The 8,034-nt window shown below is 34.8% G+C and carries 10 protein-coding genes; 4 read left to right on the plus strand and 6 right to left on the minus strand.

The annotated features are described in order from the left end of the window. Positions 1-22: 22 nt before the first annotated feature. Complete coding sequence (locus LE180_RS05295; RefSeq protein ID WP_374134416.1) at positions 23-289, minus strand: hypothetical protein; 267 nt, start codon at positions 287-289, stop codon at positions 23-25. 9 nt (positions 290-298) lie between these two features. Here LE180_RS05295 and LE180_RS05300 point away from each other — a divergent pair, with 9 nt between their 5' ends. The 4 genes from LE180_RS05300 (at position 299) to LE180_RS05315 (ending at position 2,756) form a co-directional block, all read left to right on the plus strand. Next, positions 299-427 carry a tyrosine-type recombinase/integrase gene (locus LE180_RS05300; RefSeq protein WP_374134425.1) on the plus strand — a complete coding sequence of 43 codons (129 nt, stop codon included), beginning with the start codon at positions 299-301 and terminating at the stop codon, positions 425-427. A 264-nt stretch (positions 428-691) separates the two neighbouring features. Beyond that, positions 692-895 carry a ferredoxin family protein gene (locus tag LE180_RS05305; RefSeq protein ID WP_374134417.1) on the plus strand — a complete coding sequence of 68 codons (204 nt, stop codon included), beginning with the start codon at positions 692-694 and terminating at the stop codon, positions 893-895. Further along, a complete protein-coding gene (gene vorB / locus LE180_RS05310; RefSeq protein ID WP_374134418.1) occupies positions 892-1,941 on the plus strand; it encodes a 3-methyl-2-oxobutanoate dehydrogenase subunit VorB in 1,050 nt (349 codons plus the stop codon). Before LE180_RS05305 ends, vorB begins: the two co-directional genes overlap by 4 nt. Before the next feature lie 71 nt (positions 1,942-2,012). Further along, entirely contained in the window at positions 2,013-2,756 is a 744-nt protein-coding gene (locus LE180_RS05315) for a thiamine pyrophosphate-dependent enzyme (RefSeq protein ID WP_374134419.1), read from the plus strand. A gap of 92 nt (positions 2,757-2,848) precedes the next feature. On the opposite strand, the gene LE180_RS05320 is transcribed toward LE180_RS05315, so the two are convergent. From LE180_RS05320 to LE180_RS05340, 5 genes are all read right to left on the minus strand, one after another. Next, positions 2,849-4,576 carry a sigma-70 family RNA polymerase sigma factor gene (locus LE180_RS05320; protein WP_374134420.1) on the minus strand — a complete coding sequence of 576 codons (1,728 nt, stop codon included), beginning with the start codon at positions 4,574-4,576 and terminating at the stop codon, positions 2,849-2,851. Position 4,577: 1 nt separating this feature from the next. After that, entirely contained in the window at positions 4,578-6,338 is a 1,761-nt protein-coding gene (dnaG, locus tag LE180_RS05325; RefSeq protein WP_374134421.1) for a DNA primase, read from the minus strand. A gap of 1 nt (position 6,339) precedes the next feature. Further along, complete coding sequence (locus LE180_RS05330) at positions 6,340-7,299, minus strand: NGG1p interacting factor NIF3 (RefSeq protein WP_374134422.1); 960 nt, start codon at positions 7,297-7,299, stop codon at positions 6,340-6,342. A gap of 77 nt (positions 7,300-7,376) precedes the next feature. Beyond that, complete coding sequence (gene rpsU / locus LE180_RS05335) at positions 7,377-7,583, minus strand: 30S ribosomal protein S21 (protein WP_374134423.1); 207 nt, start codon at positions 7,581-7,583, stop codon at positions 7,377-7,379. Between the two features lie 83 nt (positions 7,584-7,666). Further along, complete coding sequence (locus LE180_RS05340) at positions 7,667-7,921, minus strand: HIT domain-containing protein (protein ID WP_374134424.1); 255 nt, start codon at positions 7,919-7,921, stop codon at positions 7,667-7,669. Positions 7,922-8,034 lie beyond the last annotated feature (113 nt).

Here is an 8,034-nt window from a genome sequence, read left to right on the forward strand (position 1 = left end):
GACCCTGTAATAACTGTCTGTTTTAGGATAGCTCTTCATATTTATAAGTCCTGATAGCTTTTACAAATCTCTCTATTTGATACTTAGGTATGCCTGTTCTCATTGATATTTCTTTTCTGTTTAATATCCCCAAATGTAACCTAAAATACAAAATCAGTCGTTCTGTTTCGTTGTACCTTTGAAACTCTATAGCTTTAAAATCGTTCCATTCGTTAAAACTTATTCGCTGTGAAATCGTTCTAAAAATGTCCCTTTTCCCTTTGCAAAAAAGAAAATCAACGCAAAACATAAAAGAAAAATATTAAGCGACAACTTTTCATTTCATAGTCTTAGACACAAATTCATAACTACGCTTATTAATTCGGGGCAACCTATAAAAAAGATTAGCGCAATAGTAGGTCGTGCAAGTATTGCGATGACAGATTAGATACACGTTTTAATCACAAAATGCAAAATATCGACGATATTAAAAGCGCTTATAAAAAAGCTAAGCGCCCAACTCATTTTAGCTGTTTAAAGCGAAATCATCTTATAAATCTTATAAGATTTCTCGCAAGTTCTAAAATTGCCTAAAAAAATATGAAGCGAATGAAGCTCAGCAACAAGAATTTTTGGCGGTTTTGTTTTGTCTGACAAAAGTACAAAGAGAAATTTGACTTTATCTCTTAAAAAAACATAGAATGACGTTGTTATGCCAACAATTAAAATCAATTCAGAAAAATGCAAGGGTTGCGGTTTGTGTATAAAAGCTTGCCCTAAGCAGTGTGTAGCTTTTTCAAAGCAATTTAATAAAGCTGGATATCATTGGGCAGTTTTAGAAAAAGAAGATACCTGCATAGGGTGTGGTTTTTGTTATATGACATGTCCCGACGTTTGTATTGAGGTTTATAGATGAAGAAACTTACTAAAGGAAATGTTGCTCTCTGTGAAGGAGCGATTGCAGCAGGTCTTAAATCTTACTTTGGTTATCCCATAACGCCTCAAAATGAAATTCCAGCCTATCTTTCAAGAAAAATGGTTGAGTTAGGAAGAGTGTTTATTCAAGCCGAATCAGAAATTGCGGCAGCAAATATGGTTTTAGGAGCAGCTGTTACAGGTATAAGAACCATGACTTCGTCGTCTTCTCCTGGGATATCCCTAAAACAAGAAGCAATTTCTTATATGGCAGGAATGGAAGTACCAGCGATTATAGTTAATGTACAAAGAGGCGGTCCAGGTCTTGGTAATATTTCCGGTTCACAATCAGATTATTTCCAAGCTGTAAAAGGCGGCGGACACGGAGATTATAAAATAATCGTTGTATCTCCAAACTCCGCCCAAGAAATGTATGAAACAGCTTATGATGCTTTTGATTTAGCTGAAAAATACAGGACTCCTGTTATGATACTCGCAGATGGTATAACTGGACAAATGATGGAACCCGTGGACTTCGATAAACCCGAAAGAAAAGATTTTATTAAACAAGATTGGGTTTTGGACGGCGCTAAAAACAGAGAACCTAGATCGATTAAATCTCTTCTTATGGGAGAAGGCACTTTAGAACAACATAATATCAAACTGCAACAGAAATACAACAATATAATCGAAAATGAAGTTAAATATGAACTACATACGATTGAGGATGCCGAGGTTATTTTAATTGCTCACGGCATTTCTTCAAGAATAGCCAAGTCAGCAGTAAAACTTGCAAGAAAAAATGGCGTTAAAGCAGGGCTTTTAAGACCAAAAACATTGTGGCCTTTCCCTTCAAAAATAGTAAACTCTATTGCTAAATCTAGTTTAAATTTTTTAGTTGTTGAACTAAATCACGGACAAATGATTGAAGATGTAAAACTTGCAGTTAACGGCAGATCTAATGTTGAATTTTTAGGCAAAGCCGGCGGCGGACTTGTTACAGAACAAGAAATACTAGAGAAAATTAAACATATTATAGTCGGCTAACTTTATATTGATATATTGCATCAATATAAAGTTAGCCGACTATAGGGCAAGTTTTTAGTTTTAGGGAATCTATGGAAAAAATATTATCAAAACCTCAAAGTTTAAAAGACACTGTTTTGTCTTATTGCCCCGGATGCGGTCACGGCGTTATTCACAGACTTGTGGCCGAATGCATAGATGAACTAGATGTAAGAGAAAAAACAATTGCCGTAGCTCCGGTAGGTTGCGCAGTGTTTGCATACGATTATTTTAATTTTGATGTTACAGAAGCCCCCCACGGAAGACCTCCAGCTGTTGCTACAGGTATAAAAAGAACAAATCCAGATAAGTTTGTATTTACTTATCAAGGCGATGGAGATATCGCAGCAATCGGAATGGCAGAGACCATACACGCAGCAAATAGAGGCGAAAATATATCCATTATATTTGTAAACAATGCAAATTACGGTATGACCGGCGGGCAAATGGCACCAACAACATTAATAGGTCAAGTTACAGAAACTACGCCTTTTGGGAAAGATGCCAAAAGAGAGGGTTATCCAATAAAACTTTGTGAACTTCTTTCAACATTGGAAGGAACAACATACCTTGAAAGAGTTGCTATACACAATCCACAAAACATAATAAAAGCGAAAGCAGCAATAAAAAAAGCTTTTCAGTACCAAATTGATGGAAAAGGTTTTTCTTTAGTCGAAGTTATTTCAAACTGTCCGGTTAACTGGAGAATGACACCCCTTAATTCTGTAAAATGGATTGAAGAAACATTCATAAAGTTTTTCCCTCTTGGATTGGTAAAAGATAATGTTAAAATTTGATGTATGAAATATAATTATCACAAAATAAAAAGCAGATGACTGAACTACTCAGTCACCTGCTTTTTATTTATTGTTTTAAATCCTTAAAATATTTAATCTAAATATTCACGTAATGACTTACTTCTACTTGGATGTCTTAATTTTCTGATAGCTTTTGCTTCAATTTGCCTTACTCTTTCTCTTGTTACACCAAACTTCTTGCCAACTTCTTCAAGAGTGCTTGGATAACCTACGCTTGTACCGTATCTCAGACTTATAATTTCTGCTTCGCGTGGAGACAGAGTGTTCAAAACTTTTTCAAGTTCAAGCTGCAGTCTGTATTGCTGCGTTTTAACTACAGGATTCGGACTGCTTCGATCTTCTATAAAATCCTCCAAACGCGAATCCTCTTCTTCCCCTACAGGCGATGCAAGAGAAACGGGTTCCTGCATCATTTTTAATACTCTCCTGATTCTGTCAGTTGAGAGCCGCAATGCTTTTGAATACTCTTCTATCGTAGGCTCTCTTCCCATATCCTGCTGATATCTCTTTTTAACTTTTGTAAGTTTTGAAATAAGTTCCTTCATATGAACAGGAATTCTTATAGTTCTCGACTGATCTGCAATAGCGCGATTAATAGATTGTCGTATCCACCACGTAGCATAAGTTGAAAACTTAAAACCTTTTTTCCATTCAAATTTTTCTACTGCTTTTGAGAGACCAAGATTTCCCTCTTGGATCAAATCTGACAATTCCAAATTGCTAACACCGATATGTTTTTTTGCAATCGAAACAACAAGTCTAAAATTTGCTTCAATAAGTTTCATTTTATCTCTATGTATAATTTCCTCAAGCTCTCTAATTTTTCTATCGGTTTCAATCATATCTTCCGTACTTATAGTGAAGCTTTCCTGCATATTAGTCCGTTTTGCTAAAAGAGCTTTTACTCTTGCAATATCTTCAGCGGCACCTTTTATAGTGACCCCTGTATGTTTTTTAAAATCAACCGCGCTAATTTTACCAGCTTCATAAAGTTCAAACAATGTTTGAATTTTAGGCAAAGAATTTTTATATTTGCGTTCGAACCTTTTTGAGTCATCTTTTATCTCATTTAATTTCTGAGCTATTGTTTTAATTTTATTAACAAGTCTTTTGATCTTATCCTGATTAAGATTAAGCCCTATAACTAAACTAATAGCTTTGCTGCGAAGTTCTTTGATTTTTACCTGATAGCGTTCTTTATTTTTTTTCGATATAGACTTAACCTTCACTTTCTGTTCATAAGAATTTATACTTCTTTCAATACGACTTATTTTCTTTACTGCTGTTTTTATTTTTACGCCCATCCCTCTTAACTGAGCCTGAGACTTTCTTCCTCTTGGCATCAATTCTTTAGTTGTCATTTCCTGTTGACTTATAAGAGTTTCCCAATTTCTGATTTCCTTTATTATAAGAGGAGATTCTAAAACTATAGATTTTAATTCCTTCTCCTTTTCTCTTACATTTTTTGCAAGTTCTATTTCTACCGACCTCTTAAGCAAAGGAACTTTTGCCATTTCACTTAAATACATTCTTACAGGATTCATATCTTCTTCTTCTTCACTTGCTACTTTTACTGACTGCTCTATGGCCTCGCCATTATTCTTTTTCGCTTTATCAGAAAGATATTCCTTATCGTATATAATCTTAATCCCCAAATCCTCTAAAGTTACAAAAAAATCGTCAATTTTTTCAGCAACCATAGACTTTTGTAAAATACTATTACTGATATCTTCGTAAGTAAGATACCCTTGCTCTTTACCAACGTCAATCAATTCCTGAAATAAATCTCTTTTTGCCATTTCATTTCCCCGATCCCTTTAAAAGAGCCGTCAATTTTTTATACTCGTCAAATATATCCGCATCTTTTTCTTTTTTGCCTTCGCTCATCAGAAGAACCTCTTTTTCAAGTTGATGTCTTCTTCGTTTCAGTATAGCGGACTCAATATCTTTTAAAATGATTATAAAAGCTTCTTCAATATTGCTATATTCTATTGCATTTAAAGTGAGCTCGGAAAACCAATTTCCATCTTCCGGAGACAATTCGTTTAATATCTCTGCATCGCTTAAACCCAACATCATCAAATTAAAAACTTTCTTGCATCTTGCGTCTTCAAAAAAATTACCACTGATTCTTTCTACATAGTCTCTATTATTTAAAACAAGATTTAGAAGATTTTCTTCTAACGACATCAAAACTTTTTTATCTTTAACAACTTGCAAAGTTAAACTTTTCTCATCATTATCTATATAACCCTTGAACTTTAACTTTTGCTTCTTTTTAAACTCTTTCCAGACTGCTTCTTCATCAACGTTTAAACATTGAGATACAGTTTTTATCCATTCTCTCTGAATAATAACATTAGAACTCTTTGCTACAAAATCTAAAAGATTAGATATAGCCCTGGCTTTTATCTCAGGAGAACTTTTCTTACCATCTGAAGACAACTCTCCATATACTCTTGCAATCATAAAATCAATTGTATTTTTTGAACTATCCTCAAGGAGCTTTAAAAAACTTTCTCTCCCATACATATTGAGATACTCATCAGCATCAACATTTTCAGGCAAAGCGGAAACTTTACTTTCTATGCCATTCTCGACCAATATTTCAAGAGATCTCTGAACCGCAGTTCTGCCAGCATTGTCGGAGTCAAAAAGCAATGTAACACTATCAGAATATCTTGCAATTAACTTTGCATGATTTTGAGTAAAAGCAGTGCCAAGTGATGCGACAGCTCCGTTTATTCCAAATTGCTGTGGAATAATAACATCCATATATCCTTCGAGGACAATAATTTTCCTTTCTTTGCGAAGTTTAGGCAGAGCTTGAAATAAACCGTAAAGATTTGACGACTTTGAGTAAACAATTGTTTCGGGAGTATTTAAATATTTAGGATCTTGATTTGCGATAGTTCTTCCGCCAAACGCCACCACCCTCCCCTGGACATCAAAAATGGGAAAAACAACTCTTTCCGACATATATTCAAAATAAGCGCCACTTTTAGTTTTTGTTATCAAACCTGCCTTAGAAAGCTCATCTGCCGTAAAACCCTTTTTTAAAGCCGACTGTATAAGCTGTCCTTTAGAAGCAAATCCAAGTTTAAACTTATTTACCGTTTCGTGTGTAATTCCGCGTTTTTCAAAATACTCTCTCGCTTTGTTAGCGCTTGAGCTCTCAAGTAAATACCTATGGTAGAATATAGCCGAATTTTCCAAAATGTCAAATAATCTTGTTTTTTCAGATATTCTAACTGTATCTTGATTTGTTTCTTGAATTGCTATACTTGCTTTTTTAGCAAGCTTCTTTACAGATTCAATCCACGATATATTATCAGCAAGCATCACAAACTTAAAGACATCGCCGGCAGAATTGCATCCAAAACATCTAAAAATACCTTTCTCCGGACTTACAACAAAAGATGGAGTTTTTTCATTATGAAAAGGACAACACGCTTTCCAATTACGTCCTACCCTTTTTAAATTTGGCAGGTACTCCCTTATCACAGATTCTATATTATTTGCGAGTCTTACTCTTTCAATAATATCTTCAGATATAGTCATTTTATCTTCTAAATCTTCTAAAACCGGAACATTCTATAAATTCAAGTTTTTCAGAAGTTCTACTCTCAAGTTTATCAAAAAGTAAATTTAACCCTAAATTATCAGAAGAAATATGCCCGGCTAAAACAATATTTAGATGGTGTTTCTCCACCTTTTTTACACCTTCAGGACTTAAATGCATTGCAATTATAGTACCCACACCAGCAACTTCCAATTTTTCAAAGGACTCAAGAGGTCCTTCTGTTCCACCCGTCATATCCACAAAAATCTTGCCGCATCTAGAATAATCGCTCCCGCTTAAAATAAACGGAGCATGTCCAATTTTTATCGCATGCTGATACTCAGGGAATTTATTTAACAATTCAACTATTTCTTTTAAATATATAGGACTTACTGCATCTATTTCTTTTTGCAAAAATGAGGCAACATGATTATCTGCAACGCTGTGAGCTGTCATCAAGGGTATATTTAAAAGTTTTGCGGCATCATAAACTCTTTCATTGTTTTGAGGAAGCACACTTCTGTGTACTGCTTTAATTCTTTCAGCAACTATTTTCTCAGTAATATTTATAGGAATTCCCTGTTTGTTTAAGATGTCAGTCTGCATCCCCAAAACATTGGAAAACGTCGAATAGGCATACCCTTCAGGATGATGAGCTATAACCAAATCAATTTTAGAACCTAAATTTATAAGATGTTTTGCAAGCAAAAGTTCCTGTGTTTCTATATCTATTCCCACCATAACAGTTTTGACTTCAATATCTTCATTACCGTATAGGATTCTTGAATCGTAATAAGGATTTGTAAGACTTTCTATATCGTAATTCTCTTTCTTCTGGCTCGAAAGAACATCGTATTCTTCTTTGCGTTTTAACAAATCAAGCTCTACAGCGCCTATACCCCTGGGATCTGCTTCAATTCCTTCTTTTACAAATATTTTTTGTATGTCTTTTAATTTCATTTTCCACCATCTTAAAACAAAAGGGAGCGCATGTCAGCAACGCAGCCAAACACCCTCCCCCATTTTTTTATTTTTGCTTATTTAGACCATCTACTATCTTTAAGCATTTTACGACGTATTTTCCTCTTTGTCTCTGCAAGTCTTTCTTTCTTCAAAACGCTTGGAGTTTTGTGAAATTCACGTTTCTTTATTTCTTGCATCACTCCGTTTCTTTCACATTCTCTTTTAAAGCGTCTTATGACTTCTTCAATAGACTCGCCCTCTCGCACTTTAACATTGACCATTTTTCTAAAAACACCGCCTTTCTTAAAAAAGATTAGTTTAACTGCTAACTAATAGTTAACTAATTCCATATTGTTGTTTTAAATTATCCCGGAGGCCAGCCAAACAACCGACCGCCAAGGAGATGATAATGTATATGGAAAACTGTTTGTCCGCCATCAATCCCACAGTTACTAACCAAACGAAACCCATTTTTCATCTCGAGAAATTGTTTTGCAATTTTTGCCACTACAACTTGAATATGTCCCAATATTCTTCCATCCTCACTCGTAACAACATCCAATCCACTTATATGCTTTTTAGGAATAATAACTACATGGACCGGCGCTTGAGGATTCACATCCTTAAGCGCCGGTCCATGTAGTTATTATTCCTAAAAAGCATATAAGTGGATTGGATGTTGTTACGAGTGAGGATGGAAGAATATTGGGACATATTCAAGTTGTAGTGGCA

Origin of the sequence: Candidatus Endomicrobiellum pyrsonymphae (assembly GCF_020328025.1) — a bacterium.
Classification (GTDB): Bacteria; Elusimicrobiota; Endomicrobiia; order Endomicrobiales; family Endomicrobiaceae; genus Endomicrobiellum; species Endomicrobiellum pyrsonymphae.